Source organism: Rhodococcus sp. BS-15 (assembly GCF_000813105.1).
Lineage (GTDB): Bacteria > Actinomycetota > Actinomycetes > Mycobacteriales > Mycobacteriaceae > Rhodococcoides.
This window is the reverse complement of the sequence record NZ_BAOX01000012.1, coordinates 18,768-41,910: the sequence shown is the minus strand read 5'-3', so window position 1 is coordinate 41,910 and position 23,143 is coordinate 18,768. Positions and strand designations below refer to the sequence as shown.

Annotated in this window: 27 protein-coding genes and 1 pseudogene; 15 read left to right on the top strand and 13 right to left on the bottom strand. The window is 62.5% G+C overall.

What is annotated here, in order from left to right; genetic code table 11:
• From RHBS_RS03240 to RHBS_RS03225, 4 genes are all read left to right on the top strand, one after another.
• A partial coding sequence (locus RHBS_RS03240) for a polymorphic toxin type 24 domain-containing protein (RefSeq protein WP_237668964.1) occupies window positions 1-1,605 on the top strand: 1,605 nt, incomplete at its 5' end.
• Window positions 1,602-2,054, top strand: a complete 453-nt coding sequence (locus RHBS_RS03235) for a hypothetical protein (RefSeq protein WP_121871872.1) — start codon at window positions 1,602-1,604, stop codon at window positions 2,052-2,054. The genes RHBS_RS03240 and RHBS_RS03235, both read left to right, overlap by 4 nt.
• A 4-nt stretch (window positions 2,055-2,058) precedes the next feature.
• Window positions 2,059-2,499, top strand: a complete 441-nt coding sequence (locus RHBS_RS03230) for a hypothetical protein (protein ID WP_121871873.1) — start codon at window positions 2,059-2,061, stop codon at window positions 2,497-2,499.
• A gap of 403 nt (window positions 2,500-2,902) precedes the next feature.
• Window positions 2,903-3,142 carry a hypothetical protein gene (locus tag RHBS_RS03225; protein ID WP_121871874.1) on the top strand — a complete coding sequence of 80 codons (240 nt, stop codon included), beginning with the start codon at window positions 2,903-2,905 and terminating at the stop codon, window positions 3,140-3,142.
• 248 nt (window positions 3,143-3,390) lie between these two features.
• Here the strand turns inward: RHBS_RS03225 and RHBS_RS03220 are convergent, their stop codons facing one another.
• A complete protein-coding gene (locus RHBS_RS03220) occupies window positions 3,391-3,612 on the bottom strand; it encodes a hypothetical protein (RefSeq protein WP_121871875.1) in 222 nt (73 codons plus the stop codon).
• A 109-nt stretch (window positions 3,613-3,721) separates the two neighbouring features.
• Between RHBS_RS03220 and RHBS_RS03215 the strand changes: the two genes are divergently transcribed.
• The 4 genes from RHBS_RS03215 (at window position 3,722) to RHBS_RS03205 (ending at window position 6,703) form a co-directional block, all read left to right on the top strand.
• Window positions 3,722-4,516, top strand: coding sequence for an endonuclease/exonuclease/phosphatase family protein (locus tag RHBS_RS03215; RefSeq protein ID WP_121872879.1), 795 nt, complete (start codon window positions 3,722-3,724; stop codon window positions 4,514-4,516).
• Window positions 4,517-4,669: 153 nt separating this feature from the next.
• Window positions 4,670-5,137 carry a BCCT family transporter gene (locus RHBS_RS29635; protein ID WP_236745336.1) on the top strand — a complete coding sequence of 156 codons (468 nt, stop codon included), beginning with the start codon at window positions 4,670-4,672 and terminating at the stop codon, window positions 5,135-5,137.
• Entirely contained in the window at window positions 5,134-6,369 is a 1,236-nt protein-coding gene (locus RHBS_RS03210) for a BCCT family transporter (RefSeq protein WP_236745335.1), read from the top strand. Before RHBS_RS29635 ends, RHBS_RS03210 begins: the two co-directional genes overlap by 4 nt.
• A gap of 43 nt (window positions 6,370-6,412) precedes the next feature.
• Window positions 6,413-6,703, top strand: coding sequence for a hypothetical protein (locus RHBS_RS03205; protein WP_128644802.1), 291 nt, complete (start codon window positions 6,413-6,415; stop codon window positions 6,701-6,703).
• 133 nt (window positions 6,704-6,836) lie between these two features.
• Here the strand turns inward: RHBS_RS03205 and RHBS_RS03200 are convergent, their stop codons facing one another.
• A complete protein-coding gene (locus RHBS_RS03200; RefSeq protein ID WP_121871876.1) occupies window positions 6,837-7,055 on the bottom strand; it encodes a hypothetical protein in 219 nt (72 codons plus the stop codon).
• A gap of 672 nt (window positions 7,056-7,727) precedes the next feature.
• Between RHBS_RS03200 and bla the strand changes: the two genes are divergently transcribed.
• Window positions 7,728-8,657 carry a class A beta-lactamase gene (gene bla, locus RHBS_RS03190; protein ID WP_237668963.1) on the top strand — a complete coding sequence of 310 codons (930 nt, stop codon included), beginning with the start codon at window positions 7,728-7,730 and terminating at the stop codon, window positions 8,655-8,657.
• 18 nt (window positions 8,658-8,675) lie between these two features.
• Here bla and RHBS_RS03185 read toward each other — a convergent pair whose 3' ends face one another.
• The 6 genes and pseudogenes from RHBS_RS03185 to RHBS_RS03160 all read right to left on the bottom strand — a co-directional run bounded on the left by RHBS_RS03185 (window position 8,676) and on the right by RHBS_RS03160 (window position 15,237).
• Window positions 8,676-9,128 (bottom strand): MarR family winged helix-turn-helix transcriptional regulator, encoded by a 453-nt coding sequence (locus RHBS_RS03185; RefSeq protein ID WP_128644801.1) that lies wholly within the window; start codon window positions 9,126-9,128, stop codon window positions 8,676-8,678.
• Window positions 9,129-9,206: 78 nt separating this feature from the next.
• Complete coding sequence (locus RHBS_RS03180) at window positions 9,207-10,019, bottom strand: CoA ester lyase (RefSeq protein ID WP_121871879.1); 813 nt, start codon at window positions 10,017-10,019, stop codon at window positions 9,207-9,209.
• Window positions 10,016-10,501 (bottom strand): MaoC family dehydratase, encoded by a 486-nt coding sequence (locus RHBS_RS03175; RefSeq protein WP_374700527.1) that lies wholly within the window; start codon window positions 10,499-10,501, stop codon window positions 10,016-10,018. The genes RHBS_RS03180 and RHBS_RS03175 overlap by 4 nt, the downstream gene beginning before the upstream one ends.
• Entirely contained in the window at window positions 10,498-11,664 is a 1,167-nt protein-coding gene (locus tag RHBS_RS03170) for an acyl-CoA dehydrogenase family protein (protein ID WP_121871880.1), read from the bottom strand. Before RHBS_RS03170 ends, RHBS_RS03175 begins: the two co-directional genes overlap by 4 nt.
• A pseudogene (locus tag RHBS_RS03165) lies at window positions 11,661-13,654 on the bottom strand (biotin carboxylase N-terminal domain-containing protein). The gene RHBS_RS03170 and the pseudogene RHBS_RS03165 overlap by 4 nt, the downstream one beginning before the upstream one ends.
• A gap of 5 nt (window positions 13,655-13,659) precedes the next feature.
• Complete coding sequence (locus RHBS_RS03160) at window positions 13,660-15,237, bottom strand: carboxyl transferase domain-containing protein (protein ID WP_128644800.1); 1,578 nt, start codon at window positions 15,235-15,237, stop codon at window positions 13,660-13,662.
• Between the two features lie 114 nt (window positions 15,238-15,351).
• On the opposite strand from RHBS_RS03160, the gene RHBS_RS03155 reads away from it, so the two are divergent.
• From RHBS_RS03155 to RHBS_RS03130, 6 genes are all read left to right on the top strand, one after another.
• Window positions 15,352-15,957, top strand: coding sequence for a TetR/AcrR family transcriptional regulator (locus RHBS_RS03155; RefSeq protein WP_128644799.1), 606 nt, complete (start codon window positions 15,352-15,354; stop codon window positions 15,955-15,957).
• A gap of 195 nt (window positions 15,958-16,152) precedes the next feature.
• On the top strand, window positions 16,153-16,788 hold the full coding sequence (locus tag RHBS_RS03150) for an FMN-dependent NADH-azoreductase (RefSeq protein ID WP_121871883.1): 636 nt from the start codon (window positions 16,153-16,155) through the stop codon (window positions 16,786-16,788).
• Entirely contained in the window at window positions 16,785-17,486 is a 702-nt protein-coding gene (locus tag RHBS_RS03145) for an AAA family ATPase (RefSeq protein WP_121871884.1), read from the top strand. Before RHBS_RS03150 ends, RHBS_RS03145 begins: the two co-directional genes overlap by 4 nt.
• A 30-nt stretch (window positions 17,487-17,516) precedes the next feature.
• Complete coding sequence (locus RHBS_RS03140) at window positions 17,517-18,512, top strand: NADPH:quinone reductase (RefSeq protein WP_128644798.1); 996 nt, start codon at window positions 17,517-17,519, stop codon at window positions 18,510-18,512.
• Between the two features lie 13 nt (window positions 18,513-18,525).
• Window positions 18,526-18,831 (top strand): helix-turn-helix transcriptional regulator, encoded by a 306-nt coding sequence (locus RHBS_RS03135; RefSeq protein WP_237668965.1) that lies wholly within the window; start codon window positions 18,526-18,528, stop codon window positions 18,829-18,831.
• A gap of 107 nt (window positions 18,832-18,938) precedes the next feature.
• Window positions 18,939-19,394 (top strand): hypothetical protein, encoded by a 456-nt coding sequence (locus RHBS_RS03130; protein WP_128644796.1) that lies wholly within the window; start codon window positions 18,939-18,941, stop codon window positions 19,392-19,394.
• A 26-nt stretch (window positions 19,395-19,420) separates the two neighbouring features.
• Here the strand turns inward: RHBS_RS03130 and RHBS_RS03125 are convergent, their stop codons facing one another.
• From RHBS_RS03125 to RHBS_RS03110, 5 genes are all read right to left on the bottom strand, one after another.
• On the bottom strand, window positions 19,421-19,834 hold the full coding sequence (locus RHBS_RS03125; RefSeq protein ID WP_121871887.1) for a helix-turn-helix domain-containing protein: 414 nt from the start codon (window positions 19,832-19,834) through the stop codon (window positions 19,421-19,423).
• Between the two features lie 128 nt (window positions 19,835-19,962).
• Window positions 19,963-20,808 carry a TIGR03560 family F420-dependent LLM class oxidoreductase gene (locus RHBS_RS03120; RefSeq protein WP_187298343.1) on the bottom strand — a complete coding sequence of 282 codons (846 nt, stop codon included), beginning with the start codon at window positions 20,806-20,808 and terminating at the stop codon, window positions 19,963-19,965.
• A gap of 4 nt (window positions 20,809-20,812) precedes the next feature.
• A complete protein-coding gene (locus RHBS_RS28690; RefSeq protein ID WP_121871889.1) occupies window positions 20,813-21,055 on the bottom strand; it encodes an acyl carrier protein in 243 nt (80 codons plus the stop codon).
• Entirely contained in the window at window positions 21,052-22,170 is a 1,119-nt protein-coding gene (locus RHBS_RS03115; RefSeq protein ID WP_128644794.1) for a beta-ketoacyl-ACP synthase 3, read from the bottom strand. The genes RHBS_RS28690 and RHBS_RS03115 overlap by 4 nt, the downstream gene beginning before the upstream one ends.
• Window positions 22,091-23,080 (bottom strand): AvrD family protein, encoded by a 990-nt coding sequence (locus RHBS_RS03110; protein ID WP_128644793.1) that lies wholly within the window; start codon window positions 23,078-23,080, stop codon window positions 22,091-22,093. The genes RHBS_RS03115 and RHBS_RS03110 overlap by 80 nt, the downstream gene beginning before the upstream one ends.
• Window positions 23,081-23,143 lie beyond the last annotated feature (63 nt).

Below are 23,143 nucleotides of genomic sequence, written 5' to 3'. Positions count from 1 at the left end.
GCCGGCGGGATCGGAGTGCGCGGGCGTCGTTCCCCGGTCGGTCCTCGGACTCCGGAATCTGCATTGGCCGGTGTCGTCGGTACGGCCAGCGCGCCTGTGGTCCGCTATGCACCCGGAGGGTTCGAGCAGATCACCGTGCCCAACGAGGACGGTGGCGAACGCACCCTGGTGCTCATCAACGATGCGACTTCGCCGCGCAGCTACCGATTCCCGCTGCACGTCCCCGACGGCGGACACGCGACCGAGAACCCTGATGGCTCGGTCTCGGTGTTCGATGCGGCAGGACGTGAGGTCACGCACTACGACGCACCGTGGGCGTACGACGCCACAGGAGAACCTGTCCCCACCGAGTACGAGATCGAGGGGGACGAGTTGGTTCAACACGTCTATCCCAGGCCCGACTCCATCTTTCCGATTCTGGCCGACCCGTCCTGGAGCGGTGTTCTCGACGGAGTGAAAGATTTCGGCGCGGGAGTGGGAACGTCGGTCAAGGACAATGTGGTGGGGATGGGCCCGCTCGTCGGGCTCGGGGGTGAGGGCGGACCTGGGGTCGAAGAGTCCTGGCAAGGAGTCGGGGCCTTGGTCGGCCTCGGCGGCGACGGCGCACCGGGGGTGAAGGATTCGTGGAAGAACGTCGGTAAGGAGACCGTCGCATGGGATGACTACGCGGGCGGCGACAGCGCCTATGCCACAGGGAAAGTCACAGGAAACATCGTCACCGCGCTCGTCGGCAGCAAGGGCACGTCTGCGGCCCTGAACGCAGGCAAAAACGCAGCGAAGGACGCGGCGGAACAAGCAGGTCGTCATGCCCCTACCGGCGACACGCCGTCGACGGTTCCCGTCCCACCTCCCACACTGGCCGAGAAACTCGCAAACGCCGACGTCTACACCGGCACGGGACCCTCAAGTCGGCAGCGGAACGATTTTCCGCTCACAGACGGTCCGAAAAACGGTGCACTCGTCCGACTGAACGACAGCGGGAAGGTCGCGTACTGGGCTGAATACGACAAAAATGGGACCATGATCAGGAGGGCAGATCTCGAAGGAAAGTCGCACGGGCCGATTGAGACCCCGCATGTCGTCGACGTGGTTATCGACCGGGCCCCTGACGGTACGGAACGTCCGCGACAGGACAAGAAGAACACACGTCCCGCTACAGATGAAGAGATTGCCAGTGCTGGCGCATGGAAACCGGAATCGGAACGAAGCGCCGCCCCCGCATCGCCGCTCAACTCGGCTCAACCTCCGAAGCAAAGCTCGGGCGCTGCCACTACTGGAGCCGCCGGGTATACGGCCGCTGCGCAAACACAGAACCAACAGGACACGCAGCTGCAAGGACCAGGTTTGGAAGCTCAGCGTGCTCAAGCACGAACGGAATTCGAAACCAGCTACACCCCCGCTGATCAATCCCGCGACCAACAGATAGCGCACACCCAAGGACCCGGACTGGAAGCTCAGCGTGAACAAGCGAGAGCCAACCTGGACATGGTCGATCGCGAATCAGATCTGAACACTGTGCAAGTCCAGGGCCCAGGCTTGGAAGCGCAGCGCGATGCCGCACGCGACCGACTGGCCGCCGACAACTACAGCAAGAAGACGACATGATTGGAGAGAATGCGGCCATGGATGACACAGCAGCCTCACGCGAAGAAGCAGAGAAGGCGCTCCAGCAGGGGGATTGGGCTTCGGTCTCGGTTGGCTTGCGATGGTTGGTAGGACATGCCGAAGGGCCTACCGACTTCGACATCTTGGTCGAAATGCTGCGGTATCCCACCAATATCGTTCCGATGGAGATTGCTGCAGAGGCGCTGATCCGCAGATATGGTTCTTCGGGCTTGGCTGCTGTCATTACCTTTCTAGTCTCTGATGAGATCGATTTCAGCTGTCATGACTATCTGCTCGCGGTCCTCGACGACTTGTACCTAGATCACGGTGTACCGATCCGGGACATGCTTATGGAGTTAGACCGAGATGACAGTTTTCTCGATATCACGGATTTGCTGGATCGGCCTACACTCGCGGCGGGTTCACAGGGCTCTGCAATGAACTCCTAGAACCATGGATGCGTTAGTAACCTCGCGCGAAGAAGCAGAGACGGCTCTCCGGCAGGGGGGTTGGGCTTCGGTCTCGACCGGTCTGCGCTGGTTTCGCAGCAACGCCGAGGGCGAACGCGATTTTCTTCTCGTAGCCGAGCAGCTGCGGTATCCCGATATGGGGCCGATGGGTATCGCGGCGGAAACGCTCGTGCTTCGCTTCGGGGTTCGAGGACTATGCGAGGTCATCGGGTATCTGATAAGCGACGACCTCGAATTCAATGCGCACGAGTATCTCCTCGGTACGCTCGAGGATCTGTATCTCGAGGAGGATGTTCCTGTTCGCGACATGCTTGTCTCGATGACTGCAGATGATCGGTATATCGACCTTCGCCCCACGATCGTGGAGATGCTCGAGAACCCTAATATGGCGGCCGATATGCAAGGGGCACTGCGAACGCCGTAGGGACGCAGTGTAGACGAAGTCCAGGGACGGTTTCTTCGTGTCTGGGCCCTGGGAGTCTTGAGCCCATTTCGGCCCAAGAAACGTCGTGTCTCGCCGATCTGATGAATACTGCGATTCGGGAGCGGCGCGGAGTTGACCTTTCGTTCCGAGCACGTTCACAACAGGTGCGCTTGCGGTGTGTTGGTCGCGGAAGTCGACGTACACGTCGGCCATGGCGTAGCACAGGGGCGAGATGGTGCAATGACAACCCACCAGCCGTGCAGATCCCCGATGGTTCGGCACTGGGTGGACCGGACGCTGCGGTGGCGATGCTTATGAGGCAGGTCGGGGGTGATCCATCCCGGTATTTTCCGGAGGTTCATGGCGTCGCCGCCCGACCTCACCGCCGCTTGCGTCCAGCATCGTGTCTACTCCCACATTTCGCGACCTGCTGCGAATACCCGAGGGCGAAGACCATTTGCTGCTCGACGGTCACGGTCAATCGAAGATCTTCGGGCCCGTCGGTGAAGTGCTATCTCAACCGATTGCGCCGGATGTGGAAGGCATCGTGTACGCAACCGTGGCAAGTTCGGTCGTGTTCCGCGAACCGATCTACGACGCGCAACCGTTCACGGTTCCACCGAACGGACTCGAACCGGCCTGAGGCCACTCGCCGGTTCTGCCCTGGGCAATCTCGATCGGCCCACTGTCGTGGAACTCCACCCTTCGACATGGACGTCGTTGTCCGAGCGGTGCCGTCGAGGTAGGGGTACCAGTAGCAGTCGCGCTGGTAGTTGCGATGGTCAGGAAGAGCGAGATCGTCAGTCTGCGTGAGCGTCTCGCTGGATGGACCGAACACCGAACGATCGAGGAGGCGAGGCCCAACGACTCCGGATCGACCGCGTGTAGCAGTCAGCCCTGGTCGGACATGTTGCGGTTGATCACGGCCCAAAAAAGTTCGTACAGCCCACATGCGATGACAGTGCCCACGAGCGCCCACCAGAACTCGATGTCGTACACGGTCAAGGCAATGAACTGGCAGATCACCAGGCATACGAGAAACAGCTGCCGCCAACGCTGCTTGCGTCGCGTAGCCGGATCAGGCGGCTGCTCCACATAGTCGACCGGGCGCATGGGTTCCACCACCCCACGATCGCATACCTCGTCCGATCGCACGGGTCGCTCGGGCCAGTGCAAGAGAAATCGACTACCGCGTCTCGACGGCGTCTGCCATCATGACGTCGTGAAAATCGTATCGATCAATGCGTGGGGTGGCGCGATGTTCGACGAGCTCGTTGCCTGGCTCGAAACCGTTGACGCGGAGGTCATTTGTCTCCAAGAAGTCACGCGCACCGCACATCGGTCGGGATGGTCGACCTTCGCCGACGGCGAGCGCACACTGCCGCAGCGGCTGAGTCTGTTCGACGACGTCTCGGCGGTGCTCACCGACTACACGCCGTACTTCGTCGCCAACGACGCCGGACCTGTCACCGACGCCGACGGTGTCGAATTGCGTCAGGACTTCGGGATCGCGACCTGGGTGCGTGACGACGTCCCCGTCGTGGGGCTCGACGCGCGGTTCGTCCATTCACGGTTCGTCGATCACGCGGTCTGGGATGTGGGCGACCGTCCACGAGCTGCTCTGACGGTCACCGTTCGCGATCGCGTCGCCGAAAGGTTCGTCTCCGTCATCCAACTGCACGGTCTGCGTGATCCAGCAGGCAAGGGCGACAGTCCTGTTCGGCTGGAGCAGGCCCAGAAGCTGGTGCAGATCATCGAGCATGTTCGTTCGTCGAGCGATGTCATCGTCCTGTGCGGCGACCTCAATCTGCTGCCGTCGAGTGAGACGTTCGCGGTACTCGGTGAGCACGGGATGACCGACCTCGTCGAAGATGCCGATACGCGAACATCGATCTATACGAAAGACGTTCGGAGTGCCAGCTACATGTTGGTCTCTTCCACAGCCGTGGTGCGAAGCTTCGAGATCGTCGAGGCACCGGAAGTATCGGACCACCGAGCTCTGATGCTCGACATCTGACAGCCCTCGCGACATCGGTACAGCCGGTGGTACGACGCGAGGAATGGGCGCGCTCACACGTCGGCCAGGTAACAAATCGGCTGCAACGGTGGACAGGTCTGCTCCGGTAAAGAAGGGTTAAAGGTCGGCGACGGCACGCCCCAACGACCGAGCATGATCCGAATCCGACGAACCGTGCCGTCGAGGATGGTGACGGCAACCATGGACACACTTGCCCGCAAACTGGGCCTCAGAACCGACAATCACATCTTCTTCAGCTCAGCAGGATTGACTATCGCGCTGCTGGTGTTGTTCCTCGTCTTCCAGGACTGGGTCGGGAACGCGTTCGGCGTCGGGCGAGAGTGGATCGTCACCAATCTCGGATGGTTCTTCATCATCGGAGTCACGGTCTGGCTGGTGTTTCTGATCTGGGTTGCCATCAGTAAATACGGTCGCCTGCGGCTCGGGGATGACGACGACAGACCAGAATACTCGAATTTGTCGTGGTTCGCGATGCTGTTCGCGGGCGGCATCGGAACGGTGCTGATGTTCTGGGGCGTCGCGGAGCCGATTTCGCACTTCTCCGCACCGCCCTTCGACGGCGTGGAGCCTACAGCGTCGAAGCATCCCAGGACGCGATGAGCATCTCTCTCTATCACCTGAGTCTGCACACGTGGGCCATCTTCACGCTGCCGGGCTTGGCATTCGGCTTCTTCATCTACCGCTACAAGTTGCCGATGCGCGTCTCCTCGGTGTTCTATCCCATTCTGAAAGAACGCATCTCGGGCCCGATCGGTAAGACGATCGATGTGTTCGCTGTGCTGGGCACGATCTTCGGGCTGGCTGTGTCGCTGGGACTCGGTACGTCTCAGATCAACGCGGGATTGAGCGAGCTCGTCGGACTTCCCGACGCCGTGTGGTCGAAAGTGCTGATCATCGGACTGCTCACAGTGGTCGCCACGACCTCGATCGTTGTCGGTTTGGACAAGGGCGTGCGCCGGTTGTCCAATCTGAACATCCTCGTCGCGGTCGGCTTGATGATTTTCGTGCTGATCGCGTCGGACACTGTCTTCTTGCTGCGGCAAGTATTCGAGAGCTTCGGAAACTACGCGCAGGAGATCGTTCCGTTGTCCTTCTGGAACGACGCGATGGCCGAGTTCACCTCCGATGGAGGGTGGGGCTGGCAGGGCGGGTGGACAGTCTTCTACTGGGCGTGGACCGTCACCTGGGCACCGTTCATGGGAGTCTTTCTCGCTCGCATTTCGCGCGGCCGCACCATTCGCCAGTTCGTCGTCGGAGTCCTGGTTGCGCCGTCGCTGTTCACGCTGGTCTGGTTTGTCGTATTCGGTTGGTCAGCAATGAGAATCGACGGAATCGGGGGTAGTGGAGGTCCGATCTCGGACGCGGTGTCCGAGAGCATTCCGCTGGCGATGTTCACATTCTTCGAGAACTTCCCGGCGGCGACCTTGATCCAAGGAATCGCAGTGGTCGTAGTGGCCCTGTTCTTCGCGACATCCTCGGACTCGGCATCGCTGGTGATCGACATGTTGTGCTCGGGCGACGGTGAGGCCGGCCCGGTGCGGCAGCGCGTGTTCTGGGGCGTCACCGAAGGCGCGGTGGCTGCCACGCTGATCGTGCTGGGAGGCGAAGCGGGACTGCAAGCGCTGCAACAGGTCATCACCGTGATTGGGCTGCCGATCTTCATTCTGGTCTCGCTGATGATCATCGCGTTGGTGATGGGACTGAGAGCAGAGGGGGTGAAGGTGCAACCGCTCACCCGAGAAGAATTCCGAGAGCACAACGGCCAATCGACCGTCACCGAGTCGGACAAGGTGAGCGCTTCTCCGCTGGCCAGAGACCCCGCCGACGACTGATGTCGACCGCGCCCAATCGGAGCGCTCTGTGAGACTTATCGGTATGAAGCGTGTGATTCGGGACGCTCTCGTCGTTGCTCTCGCAACGCCGCTGACGGTCGCGTTGACGTTCGCTCGGTCGGGCGTCGCTCATGCCTGCTCCTGTGTCTACAACACAGATGGAACGCAAGCCGAACAGCAACTCGAGGACTTCGCCTCGGGGGACAACGCGGTGTTCACCGGAACGGCGGTCACCGAGCGTCGAGAAGGTTTCACCGTCTACTACGACTTCGATGTCCGCGAAATATTCCGCGGCGACGTCGGCGCGAAGACGGCATTGCCCTCTTGCAAGTGACAGCGCGGCGTATGGAACCGGCTTCGAGCTGGCCTGTATTGGTTCCGTGCGCGACAGTGGTTCTTGCCCTGGGCGATTGCAGTTCGGGAGACCCGAGAATGGCGTCACGGCCAGGGTCTCCCGAACTGTGCATCTATTGGGCCGCGACCTGCTCGTGCTCATCCACTGTGGGATCTTCGGTCCAAGGATTGGATTCCCACGCAAAGTTCAGGCCGAAGACGACGCCCGCACCGACCAGCACCATCAATGCGGCTCGCCAGAACGGGATGTCTCCGCCGATGCCCCAGATGATTGCCAGTGCGACGATGACTCCGACGACCGGGCTCAATAGCGCGCGTTTGCTGGCGTTCATAGAGTGCCTCCTGATTGTTGTCGTCTGGTCAGCAGTTCTTGATACCTCCGACGATACCGCCGGCGATCCCGCCTGGCAGGGCGCCTGCTGCGCCGGCTTCGATCGTAGAGATACCCCCGGTGAGCGCTCCGGTCCCTATGCCCTCGCCGATCCCGTTCACGCATTCCGTGAAGCCGACCTGATGAAGGAATGGCGTGAGCGGACTGGCGAGAGGGGTTTCGACCGGCGGTGGCGGTGGTGGTGATGTTTCCGCGCTAGCGGTTGCCAGTCCGAGGGTGGCCGCGCCAACCAGGCTCAGGGACGCCCCCGCAGCGACAGTCAAAAGTCTGTGCATTGGGAATCTCCTCATCGGTTGATATCGATTGAGTACTTCCGTTACGTAACAGAAGTAACGATAATATGAGCCGAGAGATCGGTGCAGACAGAATTCTATGATTCGGATCACACTCAAACGTTCTGCAGGAAGATCGGTCGACGGAAGGTTGCCGCTTTCGTGTTCGTGCAACCGGCCGCTGCGAGTGGGCGGTGTTTGTGACTGCAGTCGTCTCGCGCCGCGTGATCGGATTTCGCGACCCGGCGGTCGCGCCCGCGAGCAGTTGCGAAGCTAGAAATTGAATGGACGGCCGAGGGTCCGGTGGCTACGTACCGGGGGTTCTGTGATCGGGTGACCACGTGCGTACCTCGACAACCACCCGCCTGATCATCGCGATCGCCGCGGCCACGTTGACTGCAGGCGTTGCCTGTTCCTCGACGACGACCACCGAACCGCCGCGGACAGCCGCGAGCACCTCCCAATCGAGTGCCGAACAGTCCACTGCCGAACAGACGTATCTCGATCTCGAGGCCAGGGATGTGGCCCGACTCGGAGTCAGCGCCGTCGACCTCGCCTCCAGTACCACCGAAAGTCATCGCGGCGACGAACGTTTCGCGTTCTGCTCGACGTTCAAGGTGTATGCCGTCGGTGCCGTACTCGCGGCCGTCGATGCAGGAACGCTGCAGCTCACCGACACCAGAACGATCACCGCGGAGGACAAGGTGCCCGAGTCCGCCGTCGACTGGGAGCCGGGATCCATCGTCACCATCGCAGATCTGGCGTCGGCCGCATTGACCAAGAGCGACAACACGTCCGGCAATCTGTTGATTCGTGAGGTTGGTGGAACGGCAGCGCTCACCGAGTTCGCACGTTCTCTCGGTGACACCGAGTTCCGGCTCGATCGCACCGAACCAGAACTGAACACGGCCATTCCCGGGGATCCGCGCGACACCACGACGCCGAATTCGATGGCTGCCGGCTACCGAACCCTGCTCGACGGCGACGTACTGACTACCCGATCGAGGGATCGACTGCTGGGGTGGATGGCCGATACACAGACCTCCGACGCCCGGTTCCGCGCCGGTGTTCCCGATCGGTGGACGTCGGCCGACAAGACCGGCACGGGCAGCTTCGGGGTCTCCAACGATGCAGGTCTACTGCTCGGACCGGACGGGCAGAAGATCCTGCTGATCGTACTCAGCACGACGACCTCCGGCGTCGAAGATTCATCGGCCATGAATGCACTCGTCGCCGATGCGACTCGGACGGTCGTCGACCGGATCGAGTGAGCCGAGGCGCAGAGACTCTCAGCCCTCGGCGCGTCGAACGGCGTCGACGAGCGGGATCAGATCCGGCTCGGTCGACGCCTCGTCGAGGGCGTCGCGCAGGGCCGCGTCGTTGGTGGGCCGTGCGGCCTCGAGCAGTGCAAGTCCATCTTCGCTGACGTCGGTGTAGATGCCTCGGCGATCGGTGGGGCACAGGTACCGGGTGAGCAATCCGCGGTCTTCGAGCCGGGTGACCAGACGCGTCGTTGCACTCTGGCTCAGCACGATGGCGTCGGCCACCTGCTTCATCTGCAGGTGCCCGCCCACTCCGTCGTGCTGCCTGCCCAGGACGTCGAGCAGCCAGTACTCGCGGGCACTGAGGTTGTGGTTGGCCTGGAGCGCGCGTTCGATGCGACCTTCGATACGGCCGTGCAGTACTGACAGCGCCAACCAGTTCTGCGCCAGCGCTGTGAGGGCGGGGTCGTGTGCGCTCATTGCCGTGCCTCTCGGTACCTGTACTCGTGACCACCCACCATACCGCGCCGACAATTAACGGCGCGTGCAAGTACTCGGCTAGGAGAGGGAACTGCGTGCGACGATGCGTCGAGCATGCGCCAGCACCGGGGCATCGACCATCTGTCCACGGAAGGTGAAGACGCCGCGATTGTGCGAGACGGCGTCGAGCACGGCCGTGGCCCAGTCGATTTCCTCGGCTGTGGGCGCATAGGACTGGCGAATGACGGGGATGTGGCTCGGATGGATAGCGACCTTGCCATCGAATCCGATCGCCACGGCGTCGTCGGCTTCGGTGCGCACCCCGTCGAGATCGGGGATGTCGAGATAGACCGAGTCCAACGCGAACAGCCCGCGTGCCTTGGCTGCGAGCAGCGTCTGCGATCGAACCTGTTGCGCCACAGCGCGGTACTCGCCGTTGGCATGCCTGCTCGAATTGCCGCCCATGGCAGCGACCAGATCCTCGGCACCCCACATGGCACCGATCGCGTTGTCGGCGGCGAGAGAGTCGAACACCGTCATCGCGCCCAGTGGGGATTCGATCAGCGCGACGACGTTCAACGGAGCCAGAGCCGCGATCTGTTCGGCCGATTCACATTTGGGCAGCATGACGGTCGTGTACTCGGTCTGTTTCAACGCCTCGAGGTCCGCGGCCTGATCGTCGGTACCGTGCGCGTTGACACGAACGATGGTGCGCGCCGGATCCAGCGGGGTCGCAATCACGGACTCACGAGCACCCGCTTTGTCCGCAGCGCCGACGGCATCCTCGAGATCGAGAATGACCACATCTGCTCGGGCTGCGGCCTTGTCGTAGCGCTCAGGGCGGTCTGCCGGGCAGAACAGCCACGCCGGCCCCGGCGGTACCCAGTTCACGACGCGTTGTCCTCGGGTCGCATTCGGACGAGTGTCTTGCGAACGGCGATCGCGACGACGTCCCCGTGTTGGTTTCGGCCGGTGTGCGTGAATGTCACGATGCCCTCGCCGGGGCGGGATTTCGATTCGCGCTTGTCCGAGATCACGGTCTCGGCGTACAGGGTGTCGCCGTGGAACAGTGGCTTGGGGAACGACACCTCCGAGAAGCCGAGGTTCGCCACGATGGTGCCCTGGGTCAACTGCGTCACCGACAGTCCGACGAGCGTGGAGACGGTGAACATCGAGTTCACCAGTCGTTGCCCGAACGGTGTCGTCTCGCTGTAGGCCGCGTCGAGGTGCAGGGCCTGAGTGTTCATCGTCTGGGTGGTGAACAGTGTGTTGTCGGCCTCGGTGATGGTGCGGCCGGGTCGGTGCTCGTAGACGGTGCCGAGTTCCATCTCCTCGAACCACAGCCCGCGCTGTCGAATCCGCTTGTCGCTCACAGCCCGAGGCTCCGGGCGATCAGCATCAGCTGAACTTCGGTGGTGCCCTCGCCGATCTCGAGGATCTTGCTGTCGCGGTAGTGACGGGCGACGACGTACTCGTTCATGAAACCGTAGCCGCCGTGGATCTGCGTGGCGTCGCGCGCATTGTCCATCGCGGCCTCGGACGCGACGAGCTTCGCGATGGAGGCTGCCTTCTTGAAGGGCTTGCCCGCCAACATCAATGCGGCAGCGTCGTAGTAGGCAGTCCGAGCAGTGTGTGCGCGGGCTTCCATTCGGGCGATCTTGAACGAGATCGCTTGATTGCGGGCGATCGGGGCACCGAAGGCTTCACGCTCTTTGGCGTACTTGACGCTCTCGTCGACGCAGCCCTGCGCGGCACCGACCGACACAGCGGCGATCGCGATGCGGCCCTCGTCGAGGATGTGCAGGAAGTTCGCGTACCCGCGGCCTTCCTCTCCGAGCAGATTCTCCTGGGGTACGCGCACATCGGTGAAGCTGAGCGGATGCGTGTCGGACGCGTTCCAGCCGACCTTGTTGTACGCCGCTTCTGCGACGAAGCCGGGGGTGTCGGTGGGTACCAGGATCGAGGAGATCTGCTTGCGTCCGGTGGCCTCGTCGACGCCTGTCACTGCGGTGACGGTGACGAGTTCGGTGATATCGGTGCCGGAGTTGGTGATGAATTGCTTGCTGCCGTTGATGATCCAGTCACCGCCGTCGCGTTTGGCGGTGGTCTTGGTGCCGCCCGCGTCGCTACCGGCACCGGGCTCGGTCAGACCGAACGCGGCCAAGGCCTTGCCCGCCGTCAGCTTGGGTAGCCACTGCTGCTTCTGCGCATCGTTGCCGAAGCGGTACACCGGCATGGCACCGAGCGAGACTCCGGCTTCGAGGGTCATGGCGACGCTCTGATCGACCTTGCCGAGCTCCTCGAGCGCCAGGCACAGCGCGAAGTAGTCGCCGCCCATGCCGCCGAACTCCTCGGGAAACGGCAGGCCGAACAGGCCCATCTCCGCCATGCCGGCGACTACCTCGTACGGAAAGGAATGCTCGGCATCGTGTTTCGCCGAGACCGGTGCGACGACCGTGCGGGTGAAGTCGGCAACGGATTTGACCAGTTGCTGGTACTCGTCGGGCAGATTCGACGATGACAGGTGATCGGTCATGGCTGGTCCTCTTCGTTGGGTGTGGGAACGATTCGGGCGAGGATCTGATCGACGCGGACCTGATCGCCCACTGCGACAGTCAGTTCGACGGTGCCGTCGATCGGGGTGGTCAGGGTGTGTTCCATCTTCATCGCCTCGACGACGACGATGGCCGTGCCTGCGGTGACGTCGCTGCCGGTGGTTTTTCCGATCGCGATGATCGAACCCGGCATCGGCGAGAGGATCTCGGCGTCACCGGAGTGCGCATCGTCCTCGCGGACGCTCGCCTCGGCAATCCGATCGATTCGCCAGGTGCCGCGAGAGCTGGAAACCCAGGTGGCCGAGCCGCTTCGGGCGACGGCCATCGACTCGCGGAGACCGTCGATCACCAGATTCACGCAATCCTCGGTGGCCGTTGCCCGGAGGATGCGCGGCGATCCGTCGTCGACGACGACCGTTGCCGCAGTCGCGGTGCCGGTGATGGCCACATGCGCCGTCCGACCTCCTGACGCCAGGCGACGGTGGAACGACGCTTTCGCTCCGACTCGCCACCCCGATGGTGCCGCCCAGATGTCCTGTCCCGCGGCCTGCCACGCGTCGAGCCACTGCACTGCCGTAGCGGCGATCAGAGCCTCGTCGGTTGCCTCGGTGGGGGAGAAATGTTCGACGCGACGATCGAGCAGGCCGGTGTCGAGATTCCCGGCGCGAACGTCGTTGTCGGCGAGCAGGAACCGTGCGAACTCGATGTTGGTGACTACCCCGAGCACTGCGGTGTCGGCCAGTGCACGATCGAGGCTGCGCAGTGCGGTCGCGCGATCGGGCCCGTGCGCGATGACCTTCGAGAGCATGGGGTCGTAGTTGCTGCCCACCTCCGTTCCGACGGCAAGACCGGAGTCGACGCGGATCCCCGGCGCAGATGGCTCGCGCAATCCGACGACGGCACCGCCGGTGGGGAGAAATCCGCGGCCGGGATCCTCGGCGTAGACGCGGGCCTCGATCGCATGTCCGGTGAGCGTGATGTCGTCCTGCGCGAGGGTCAGGGGCTCGCCCGATGCCACCCGCACCTGCCATTCGACGAGGTCGAGGCCGGTGACCATCTCGGTGACCGGGTGCTCGACCTGGAGACGAGTGTTCATCTCCATGAAGAAGAACTCGTCGGGACGCTCGGCCGAGACGATGAATTCGACTGTGCCGGCGCCGGAGTAGTCGACACTGCGAGCGGTGTTGCAGGCGGCCTCGCCGATGCGTGCCCGGGTTGCTTCGTCGAGCAAGGGCGACGGTGCTTCTTCGATGACCTTCTGGTGTCTGCGCTGCAGGCTGCACTCGCGCTCGCCGAGGTGGATGACGTTGCCGTGTCCGTCGGCGAGGATCTGGACTTCGATGTGCCTGGGCCGCAACACGAATCGCTCGAGGAAGAGGGTGTCGTCGCCGAACGACGACGCCGCTTCCCGGCGTGCGCTCGTCAACGCGGCGGGTAGATCCTCGGCGCGCTCGACCAGACGCATACCCTTGCCGCCGCCACCGGCGGAGGGCTTGACCAGCACCGAGAAGCCGACGTCCGGCGCGCCGGCGATGAGGTCGCGTCGGTGAGGCCGGGGCGAGAGATTCCTGGGACGACGGGCACGCCGAATGCGCTGACGGCGGCCTTCGCGGCGATCTTGTCGCCCATCACTTCGATGGCTTTCGCCGGTGGGCCCAGAAATGCGATTCCGGCCTCGGCACAGGCGGATGCGAACTCGGAGTTCTCGGAGAGGAATCCGTACCCGGGATGAATGCCTTGCGCCCCTGTGGCCTTCGCAGCCGCGATCACCTTGGCGATGTCGAGGTAGCTCTCGCGAGCGTTGGCGGGACCGAGGCGTACCGCGGTGTCGGCCTCGTGGACGTGGCGGGCGTCGGTATCGGCGTCACTGTAGACGGCAACGGTGCGAATCCCCATGCGGCGCAGCGTTCGTGCCACCCGCACAGCGATCTCGCCGCGGTTGGCGATCAGAACGGTGTCTATCGTGGTCATGTCGGTCACATCCTGAAAACGCCGTAGGAGACCGGCTCGAGCGGCGCATTGGCGCACGCCGCGAGGGCCAGTCCGAGAACCTGCCTGGTATCGGCCGGGTCGATGATGCCGTCGTCCCACAGGCGGGCCGTCGAATAGTAGGGGTTGCCCTGGCTTTCGTACTGCTCACGGATCGGAGCCTTGAACGATTCCTGGTCCTCATCGCACCACGGCTGACCTGCAGCGTCGAGTTGTTCGCTGCGCACCGTCGCGAGCACCGACGCCGCCTGCTCGCCGCCCATCACCGAGATTCGCGCGTTGGGCCACATGAACAAGAAACGTGGTGAATACGCTCTGCCACACATCGAGTAGTTGCCCGCGCCGTAGGAGCCGCCGATGACGACGGTGATCTTGGGGACACGGGCACACGCCACCGCGGTGACCATCTTCGCTCCGTGTTTGGCGATGCCGCCTGCCTCGTAGTCGCGGCCGACCATGAAGCCGGAGATGTTCTGCAGGAAGACGAGCGGGATACTGCGCTTGTCGCACAATTCGATGAAATGTGCGCCCTTCATGGCAGATTCGGCGAACAGCACACCGTTGTTGGCGATGATTCCGACGGGATGACCGTGAAGGTGGGCGAATCCGGTGACGAGAGTCTTGCCGTATTCGGCTTTGAACTCGTCGAATTCGCCGCCGTCGACCACCCGGGTGATCACCTCACGCACGTCGTACGGGGTGCGGGGGTCGGTGGGGACGACGTCGTAGAGCTCGGTCTGGTCGGCTACCGGATCACGCGTCGTGATGACGTCCCACGGGCGTGGAGTGCGGGGCCCTAGAGTCGACACGATTCGGCGGACCCGGTGTAGTGCGTCTCGATCGTCCTCGGCGAGATGGTCGGTGACGCCGGAGATCTTGGAATGCAGATCACCACCGCCGAGTTCTTCTGCGGTGACGACCTCGCCGGTCGCGGCCTTCACCAGTGGCGGGCCGCCGAGGAAGATGGTGCCCTGGTTCTTGACGATGATGGCCTCGTCGCTCATCGCCGGCACGTAGGCACCGCCTGCAGTGCACGAACCCATGACCGCGGCGATCTGCGCAATTCCTTTGGCGCTCATGGTCGCCTGATTGAAGAAGATACGGCCGAAGTGGTCGCGGTCGGGGAACACCTCGTCCTGACGCGGGAGGAATGCGCCGCCCGAGTCGACGAGGTAGATGCACGGCAGGGTGTTCTGCAGGGCTATCTCCTGCGCGCGCAGATGCTTCTTGACCGTCATCGGGTAGTACGTGCCGCCCTTGACGGTGGCGTCGTTGGCGACGATCACGCACTCGCGACCGGAGACCCGGCCGATGCCGGCGATCACTCCCGCGCCGGGGCACTCGTCGTCGTAGAGACCGTTGGCAGCCAGTGGCGCGATCTCCAAGAACGGGCTGCCGGGATCCAGCAGCTCGTCGACGCGGTCGCGGGGGAGGAGTTTGCCTCGCGCGATGTGGCGTTCCCGAGATTTTTCGCTACCGCCGAGCGCCGCCGCGGCGAGCCGCTCGGCCAGCTCACTGGTGAGAAGCTCGTGATCTGCCCGGTTGGCAGCAATATCGATTGCCATGAGGTGCACGCCTTAGGGGTTGGACGCCGGTGTCACAGGAGTTCAGTTAATGGTTGATAACTGACATCATAGTAAACTACGATTAACTGAGAGTCCAGGGTCGAGGGGGAGCCAGTGCAGGAGTTGGAGGCAAAGCCGACGACGGTGCGTGAGCAGCGCAAGGCCGAGCGTCGACAGCAGTTGCTCGATGCCGCAGCATCGCTGTTCGCCGAACGCGGATTCACCTCGGTGCGACTCGAGGATCTGGGCGCGGCAGTCGGTGTGAGCGGACCGGCCGTCTACCGTCACTTCCCGAACAAGGAAGCCGTGCTCGTCGAGCTGATGGTCGGGATCTCGGAGTATCTGCTCGACGGGGGCCGTGCGGTGGTCGATCGTGCTGGGGCTGCCGTGGATACGTTGTCTGCGTTGGTCGAGTTTCACCTCGACTTTGCCTTCGACACACCGGCATTCATCAGCATCCAGGATCGCGACCTACAGAGTCTTCCGGAGGGCGCTCGACGCAAGGTGCGCCGAATGCAGCGTGAGTACGTGGAACTCTGGGTCGGGGTGCTCTGCGCCGTCGGCCCGGAACTGAACGAGGCCGACGCTCGAACTACGGCACACGCGGTCTTCGGCCTCATCAACTCCACGCCCAACAGTGCGGGGCGTACTCCGTCGAAGAATGCGCGCCCCGTGTTGCGCGCAATGGCGCTCAGGGCATTGGGGGTTGCTGCGCCGTAGCTTCGGATCCGCTCAGTTCGGTTGCGGAGCAGCGGAGTTCGATTTGGGCATCAGCGTCGGAGTAGAGGGTTACGGGCAGCTCACCTGTAAGTGAGTTGCACACTCACCTCAAAGTGCGTTCTTGTGCGTTCGTCTCCATGTCGGTTCCAATTGGTCTGCGCATCAGTGCAGACTCCTCGACGAAAGTGGGTTCCGATGACGAAGGTCCTGGAAATAGTTGCGTCACCCCGTGGTGCCGACTCCTTCTCCGCGCAGATAACTGCGACGTACGTGGCCGAGTTGGCTGCCTCCGGTGCCGAGGTCGTCACCTGGAATCTGTTCGAGATGAACCTGCCCGAGTTCGGCACGGTCGCCGCCAACGCGAAGATGGCGGTGTTCAGCGGCGCAGAGCAGACCGCCGAGCAGCAGAAACTGTGGGGTGAGTGCAAGGAGTTGTTCGAGACCTTTGCCGAGTTCGATGTGTATGCGATCGCGTTGCCGCTGTGGAACGCAGGTGTGCCGTACAAGTTCAAGCAATTCGTCGACATCGTGACGCAGCCGGGATGGTCGTTCGGCTTCGACCCCGAGGCCGGCTACAGCGGATTGCTGGCCGACAAGCGAGCCTTCGTGTCTCTGACCAGTGGGGTGTTCCACCCCGGGGTGAGCGCAGCATTCGGCTCCGACTTCGCCCAGCCGTTCGTCGATGACTGGCTCCGGTTCATCGGAATCCAGGACATCACCTACGAACGCTTCTCGCCGACGGTGATGACCGCCGATGCCCAGGCGGATCTTGTGGGGCACATCGAGGGGGCCCGCGGAGCAGCCACCTCGATCACAGGCGTACTCGCATGAACCTGGGGATTTCCGGAACTTACTCCAGTGGTAAGACCATCACCTCCATGGTCCTGTCGCACTACACCGGAATTCCCCGGACGCGGGCCAAGACGATGCGGGAGATCCTCCCGGATGCGGCACCGGGTAAGACCCTCGAAGAATGCACCTCGTCCCAGTTGATCCAGATGATCGTCGTCCGGCACTCGGACCGGTGTGCGCACGAACGTCTTCTCGACGGCAACTTCGTCTCCGACGGTTCGTCACTTCAGGAATGGATCTACGGTGCCGTTCGTGTGAAAGTGGGAATCAATCCCAACGAGTCGGCGTCGCTCGAATCGGACGCCTCGGTCGACAAGACCCCGGAATTGGCATACTTCGAGGATGTCATGAGCGAGTTGGGCAAAGCTTTCAAGCGGCACGTCCGCGAGACATTCACCGCGTTCGTTCATCTGCCGAATGAGCTGCCGTTGTCCGAGGACGGGCACCGCCCGGTCAACGCCACGTTTCGTGACTCGTCCGACAGGCTTCTCATGCAGGTCATGGGGGAGATCGACATGCCCTACACCGTGATCGGCGGCAGTTTGGGCGAGCGGGCAGAGCGGATCGCGCAGCACTTCCGACTTCCCGTGGTGATGTCGGTCGAGGAAGCCATCGCGGCCGCGGAGCGGGAGTACGGGGCGATGGACGTGCGTAGCGAGACACAGCGGTCGGCGTGAGAATCTGACTGACCGAGAAGCGGAGTGACGATGCCAGCTCTGATGCAGGTTGCAGCGTACCGAGAGCTCGGAGATGCTCGGGACGTATTGACAGTGCGGCAGATCGAAGCACCCGACCCAGGCCCCGGCGAGGTTCGTATCAGGGTCCGAATGTCTGGAATCAATCCGTCCGATTGGCGTGCGCGCCGGACGGGCCGGCCCTGGGCGGGCGCGGAGTGGTCGATACCGCACTCGGACGGTTCGGGAACGATCGACGCTGTGGGAGAGGGCGTTTCCGAGTCCAGGCTCGGTGAGCGAGTGTGGATATGGAACGGTGCATGGAACCGTTCGCACGGCACAGCGTCGCAGTTCTTGTGTCTACCCCAGCGTCAGGCAGTCCTGATTCCCGACCATGTTTCCGACGAGTTCGCCGCCGGAATCGGAATTCCCTACATGACTGCGTGGCACTGTCTGCACGTCGACGGTCCGCTGTCGGGAAGGACCGTCCTCGTGACCGGTGGAGCAGGGGCAGTCGGCAACGCTGCCATTCAGCTCGCCAAGTACGAGGGGGCTTTCGTCGTCACCACGGTGTCGTCCCCGGAAAAGGCGCGGATCGCGCAGAACGCCGGAGCGGACGTAGTGATCGACTACCGCAATGCTGCCGATCTTGCGGCGGAAATCACCGCAGCAAGCCCATATGGTGGCGTCGACTTGGTCGTCGAGGTTGCGTTGGGTGCAAATATCGATTGCACGGCTAGGGTACTCAATCCCCGAGGGACGGTCGTTGCGTATGCACCGGAACCGGAACCTCCATGTCTGCCGACGCAGCGTCTGCTGTTCCTGCAAGCCTCGGTCCGATTCATGCTCGTGTACACGATCTCGGAACCCGAGCAGGACGCCGCGGTCACCGGAATAGTCGACGCGTTGTCCGACTGTTCGCTCGAACAGCTCCCGACCACGGTGTTCGGTATGACCGACATCGTCGCGGCACACGAGGCTGTCGAGGCCGGGACGATAGGCAAGGTCCTTGTCGACCCGTGGAAGTAGCTACGACGTGGTCATGGATCCCGAAGCCGAGGGAGCGAATTATCGGAGGTCCGAACTCGCCCGGTTCTTGCGGGCGTGCCGTGAACGGACTTCACCGGTCGACGCAGGGCTGCTCGACTGCATGCCACCGAGACGTCGGATTCGGGGATTACGCCGCCAAGAGGTAGCCGAACTCGCAGGAGTCGGCATGTCCTGGTACACGTGGCTGGAGCAGGGCCGAGACATCACTCTCACCATCGAAGTCGCCCGTTCGCTGGTGCAGGCCTTCGGGCTTTCCTCGGACGAGGCGACGTATCTGTACTCGCTGGGGGGGGGTTGACCGAATCGCCCGTCGATGGCTTGCAACGCGACCACGCAGTCGATCTCCCGTCGGACAAGGCACGTGCATCGGACCGGTGCGGGTCCTCCCCGAGTGAGTTGTTCGATGTGCGATTGGTCGTTGATGGACTCGACAGGCTGTATCCCGCATACGCGATCAACCGCTATTGGGAGGTGGTTGCAGCGAACGCCCACGCTCAGCGGGAATTGGGCGTGCGTGTCGGTACCAACTGCATGGTTCGGTTCTTCACCGAGGCCGGACGCCAATCCTGGTATGGACGAACAGATCTGGCGGGACGAGTCCTGGTGGGCCGCTACCGGCAACAGGTTGCGAGGTATCCGTACGATTCACGTCTCCAGGACACCGTGACGGCGCTGATGAATGTTCCCGAGTTCCGCACTCTGTGGGAACGACATGAAGTCATCGCGTCACTACCGGGCACGATCAGCTATCGCGCTGGTGGAAGTGCTGCGCCCCGCGAGTATCGAACGATAGGCCTGACTCCCACGACCGAATCGGCACTGAGCGTGGTCCTCAATGTGCCTGTCGACGACCCGTCGTGAAACGCGAAAAACCAAGATGGAACGCGTCAGTTTCGGGAGTCGGCTTCTTCGGCCTCGGCTCGAATTCTGTTGTCGAGCACCCGATCGATGTTCTCCTCCGTCCACTCCTTGAAACGGGTGACGATAGTGAGTACCTCGCGCCCCATCGGCTCGAGTGAATACTCGACGCGAGGGGGAATCCCTGGCATCGCGTGACGCGACATGAATCCGTCGCGTCGCAGCGTGCGGAGGGTCTGCGCCATCATTTTGTGACTGATTCCCGGGAGCTGTCTACGAATATCCGAGTAGCGCACCGCGGGCTCCGTATCGAGGATCAGTAGAGTGCGGATCACCCACTTGCTGGACAGAACTTCGAACAATTCACGGGCCGCGCAATAGCCCGGTGCCTCGGGTGCGATCGACTGACGCGAAGTAGCCGTTGCGGGATTCGGGTCGTGCATCGTGCCTCCTTCGTATGGTGTCGGTGACTAGCGTGCTGCTCGTAGAGCATGTGCGACGTCGGAAATTCGGCCGGGTACGTGACCTGCTGTCACCATGTTGACGATCAGACCGCCTACTCCCTTGTCGACTATTCGCCCCAGTAGCTGATCAGCCACGGTAGCCGCAGTTCCGACGAAATGTCGGCCCACGGCTGCTGCGGCGACACCGCCGCGGCGAGCATGAATGCCTCGTGAACCACCTGTGCCTCCCGGTCCGAATCTGCGGTGAACAAGTAGGCGGTGTACGACGTGAGCAGAGTGGCGGGGTCGCGGTCGACCTCCGCGCAGCGGGCTTCCGCGGCAGACACCTTCCGAGTGATCACTGCAGCGTCACAGAGAATGTTGAGATGATCGGCGTACCGCGCTGCCAGTCCGAACGTGCGCAGCTCCCCGCCGCCACCCACCAATACCGGGATGTCCGATCGCAACGGAGGGTTCATGATGGGTCGATCGCATCGGAACCAGCGACCGGAGAAAACGCCGGGATCACCGGAAATCAATGCACGCAGAATCTGTAGTGTCTCGGAGAGCTTTTCGTATCTGTCCGACAACCGCCCGAGGTCGAAGCCAAAGTCTCGATGTTCTCTCTCGAACCAGCCGGTGCCCAAGCCGAATCCGCCGCGTCCACCGCTGATGGCATCGATAGTCGCGGTGGACTTGGCCAGCAGCGTCGGATTTCGGTAGGTGACACTGGACACCAGCGGTGACAGCCCGATGTTCGACGTCGTCGCTGCCAGTGCCGATAGTAGGGTCTGAGACTCGAACATCGTCCCGTCGATGGGACCGATGAGCGGCAAGGGGTAGAAGTGGTCCATCACGTAGAGGCAGTCGAAGCCCGCAGATTCTGCTTCGTGGGCTTGGGCAACGACGAGCCCGAACGTGTCCTGGGGTGATGTGCCGTACTCGAAATCCGGAATCTGATAGCCGAGAAACACGGGACTAGGTAGAGGGAGAGACGGCGGAGATGAGTGCGGCGAGATCGCCGAATGTATTGCAGTCGTAAAGGTCCGGCTCGGAAAGCGGGATGCCGAACTCCTTCTCGAGTGCTGAACCGAGTTCGAGCACAGCAAGGGAATCGAATCCGATGTCCTCGAATCGTTGGTCCATGGCAATGATGAAGTCATCGTCGGGAAATGTACGGTCTACGAGTGCTTGTAGGGCGTTCACATCCAGTGCAGTCATGTCATAGCTCCGTTCGACAGATTGGTGGGGCACAGGTCCGATGTGTAGACGGGGGTGACGTCAGGCCAGTCCAGAGTGGCAGCGGCCCAGGTGGTTCCGGCACCGTAGGCGGTGAGCAGGGTCTTGCTCGAAGGGGCGATGCTCTTGCCTCTGGCCGCCATGGCGAGGGGAATCGACGCCGCAGAGGTATTGCCCACTTCGTCGAGATGAACAACGGCCTTGTGTGCAGGAATGCCAAGTTCGTTGGCGACGCCGCGGAGGATTCTTGCATTGGCCTGGTGGCCGATCAGTGTGTCCACCTGACCTACCGTCCATCCGGGCACCTCGAGAGCTCGAAGTGAGATGTCGGCCATTGCGCGAATTGCACGTGTGAACACCCGACGCCCGTCCATTCGAAAGTACGGGGAAAGCGCCTCGTCAGGGTGCGCTGCTGAGTATGCACCTCCGCCTGGAACCGAAATGAGTTGACTATCGGTGCCTTCCGAGGCAAGTTCGACACCGTGAACCTGTCCGGAAAGGGCATCCGGGTCGTATCGGAGCAGAACCGCCCCGGCTCCGTCTCCGAAGATCACTGCGGTGGATCTGTCTCGCTTGTCCAACAGCGTGCTGAACGACTCTGCGGCAACGACGAGTGCCGAGTCGTATTTGCCCTCGCCGAGCATCGATCCGGCGACGGAGAGCGCATACAGGAATCCCGAACACACCGCCGATACATCGAAGGCGGGGCGCGATGTGAGTCCGAGGTTGGATGCTACCACTGGAGCTGTTGCAGGACAACGGAAGTCCGGTGTCGTGGTGGCACAGACTACGATGTCCGGCTCGAATTCCCTTCGGGCCGAATCGAGTGCATTCGCAGCAGCGGCAGTTGCCATGTCGCTGGTGGTCACACCAGGGCCGACGAAGTGTCGACTTCTGATTCCCGTTCTCTGGGTGATCCATTCGTCCGAGGTATCGAGATCGGTGCAGAGTTGGTGATTGTGAACGGGGGCTCCGGGTACGAAACCGCCGATCCCTACGATCCTAACCCCACGGAATTCAACCACGGTCCTGGCTCCGACCGATCCGGTGTGCAACGGAGCAGACCAGCGATGTTCCTGGGCGGCTGTAGCGCACATCGGCAGTACGCCAAACGCTTCCACCCTTCTCGACCACGGCTGCCTTGTCCAGTGCTGTAGACGATCGGGGGCCGAGAGTCCGAGCGGCGGGACCGTCCGCTTGAATGCGCAACCGGCGCATCCACAGAGTATTGCTCGTCGACCGCTCGAGATCGTCCAGGTCGTACAGAAGTATCTGTCCGACCTGGAGTGCCTCGCAGAATGCGTCGATCAAATTGACGCTGGCGGAGTCGCCGGCGTCGATTCCGGCCACCGATCCGCTGTTCGTCCCGGTATCGAAAACAGTGACCAACCGTGAGAAGGCCTGCTGGGCAGCGAAATCGACGTCCACATCCCGAACGGATGTGTTGTGGTGGCGAAACGCTTCTCGGTACAGATGGGGACGAACGGGAGTGATCGAGGGCAGGTCGACGGCGGCTTCTGTGTCGGAGATCGAGGTGGGAGCGACTTCGTGCGACACCACTATCTCCGCCTTGAACTCGCCGATGTCGATCCGGGCCTTGGTGCTGCCCTCCGTGTACTCCAGAACGGTGCCGGAAACGGAGAGGCTCATGGAGTTTCCCTCGGCCGGCTTGACCGGTGCACGAACCGTCAGTTGCTCGACCCAGCAGCGGGTTTCGCGTCCGGTTCTGAGCTGGACGAGATACTCGCCGATCAGAGCGGCAGTGACGATGACATCGATCGTGCTGGCGTGCGGCAGCTGTTCGGTAGTTCCTTTCGTGGACCAGTCTGCCGGCATCGTCAAGTTCAGTCGGCCGGTGAAGGACCCCGACCGCACCTTGTCGATGGTGATGTCCTGTCGCACTCTCTTGTATCCACTGCCGAAGAACCGGCCTTCGGCGGGCCCGAGAGCGTCCTCGACCGTCGCTAGGCGGGTGATCGTATTTCCCAGTGCTGCCTGATGTTTCATTACTCCCCCTGGGTCGGACAGCGAGAACTCGAATGCAGAGATGCTTGCGGAAGTCGATGCTTC

What these genes read in the sequence shown, in the direction of transcription:
- RHBS_RS03230 (WP_121871873.1), top strand. Translation starts at nt 2,059, where the DNA reads ATGGATGCGTTAGTAACCTCGCGCGAAGAAGCAGAGACGGCTCTCCGG.
- RHBS_RS03205 (WP_128644802.1), top strand. Translation starts at nt 6,413, where the DNA reads ATGAAGCGTGTGATTCGGGACGCTCTCGTCGTTGCTCTCGCAACGCCG.
- RHBS_RS03170 (WP_121871880.1), bottom strand. Translation starts at nt 11,664, where the DNA reads ATGACCGATCACCTGTCATCGTCGAATCTGCCCGACGAGTACCAGCAA.
- RHBS_RS03140 (WP_128644798.1), top strand. Translation starts at nt 17,517, where the DNA reads ATGCCAGCTCTGATGCAGGTTGCAGCGTACCGAGAGCTCGGAGATGCT.
- RHBS_RS03125 (WP_121871887.1), bottom strand. Translation starts at nt 19,834, where the DNA reads ATGCACGACCCGAATCCCGCAACGGCTACTTCGCGTCAGTCGATCGCA.
- RHBS_RS03135 (WP_237668965.1), top strand. Translation starts at nt 18,526, where the DNA reads ATGGATCCCGAAGCCGAGGGAGCGAATTATCGGAGGTCCGAACTCGCC.
- RHBS_RS03185 (WP_128644801.1), bottom strand. Translation starts at nt 9,128, where the DNA reads ATGAGCGCACACGACCCCGCCCTCACAGCGCTGGCGCAGAACTGGTTG.
- RHBS_RS03210 (WP_236745335.1), top strand. Translation starts at nt 5,134, where the DNA reads ATGAGCATCTCTCTCTATCACCTGAGTCTGCACACGTGGGCCATCTTC.
- RHBS_RS03110 (WP_128644793.1), bottom strand. Translation starts at nt 23,080, where the DNA reads ATGAAACATCAGGCAGCACTGGGAAATACGATCACCCGCCTAGCGACG.
- RHBS_RS03200 (WP_121871876.1), bottom strand. Translation starts at nt 7,055, where the DNA reads ATGAACGCCAGCAAACGCGCGCTATTGAGCCCGGTCGTCGGAGTCATC.
- RHBS_RS03115 (WP_128644794.1), bottom strand. Translation starts at nt 22,170, where the DNA reads ATGTGCGCTACAGCCGCCCAGGAACATCGCTGGTCTGCTCCGTTGCAC.
- RHBS_RS03220 (WP_121871875.1), bottom strand. Translation starts at nt 3,612, where the DNA reads ATGCGCCCGGTCGACTATGTGGAGCAGCCGCCTGATCCGGCTACGCGA.
- RHBS_RS29635 (WP_236745336.1), top strand. Translation starts at nt 4,670, where the DNA reads ATGATCCGAATCCGACGAACCGTGCCGTCGAGGATGGTGACGGCAACC.
- RHBS_RS03150 (WP_121871883.1), top strand. Translation starts at nt 16,153, where the DNA reads ATGACGAAGGTCCTGGAAATAGTTGCGTCACCCCGTGGTGCCGACTCC.
- RHBS_RS03235 (WP_121871872.1), top strand. Translation starts at nt 1,602, where the DNA reads ATGATTGGAGAGAATGCGGCCATGGATGACACAGCAGCCTCACGCGAA.
- RHBS_RS03160 (WP_128644800.1), bottom strand. Translation starts at nt 15,237, where the DNA reads ATGGCAATCGATATTGCTGCCAACCGGGCAGATCACGAGCTTCTCACC.
- RHBS_RS28690 (WP_121871889.1), bottom strand. Translation starts at nt 21,055, where the DNA reads ATGACTGCACTGGATGTGAACGCCCTACAAGCACTCGTAGACCGTACA.
- RHBS_RS03145 (WP_121871884.1), top strand. Translation starts at nt 16,785, where the DNA reads ATGAACCTGGGGATTTCCGGAACTTACTCCAGTGGTAAGACCATCACC.